The following is a 740-nucleotide window of genomic DNA, read 5'->3' on the forward strand; positions in this document are numbered from 1 at the left end:
GAAGGATTGTCATGGCCACCCGATCGATCAAGCCAAGTTTCGCAGACCTTTTTACGCCCAAGCTCGTCACGGTGCTGAAGGAGGGGTATGGGCTGCGAAACCTGAGGGCCGATGCCATAGCCGGCCTGACGGTTGCCATCGTCGCGCTGCCGCTCTCCATGGCGATTGCCATAGCCTCGGGTGTCACGCCAGACCGAGGTTTGTACACGTCGATCATTGGCGGGTTCATTGTCTCGGCATTCGGCGGAAGCCGTTTCCAAATCGGCGGCCCAGCCGGTGCGTTCATCGTGCTGGTTTCGGCAACTGTGGCGCAACACGGGGTAGATGGTCTGTTACTTGCCACATTGCTGTCAGGTTTCATCCTGCTGGCGATCGGGCTCCTGAGGCTAGGGACTTTCATCAAGTACATTCCCTATCCTGTAACGGTTGGGTTCACGGCCGGTATTGCGATCATCATTTTCGCCAGCCAGATAAAGGACCTATTTGGTCTCTCGCTGGAAAAAGAGCCGGGGCCGCTTCTACCGAAGCTCCAAGCTCTCACAGGTGCTCTGCCGACGGTAAGCCCGGCTGCGGTTCTGGTCGCGGCCGTCGTTATCGGTATCATCGCGGTGATCCGGAAATACCGTCCACACTGGCCCTCCTTCATCATAGCCGTCGCCGTTGCGGCGATCGGCGCGGCACTGCTCGGACTTCCGATCGAGACGATCGGAACGCGGTTCGGCGGCATCCCCCAGTCAATT

General features: G+C 59.1%; 1 protein-coding gene. It reads left to right on the plus strand.

Translation table 11 applies throughout. The annotated features are described in order from the left end of the window. Nucleotides 1-11: 11 nt before the first annotated feature. Nucleotides 12-740 (plus strand): SulP family inorganic anion transporter (locus tag ACX3P1_RS28240; protein WP_459083127.1); only part of this gene is annotated, 729 nt, incomplete at its 3' end.

This window comes from Mesorhizobium sp. A623 (assembly GCF_054489405.1).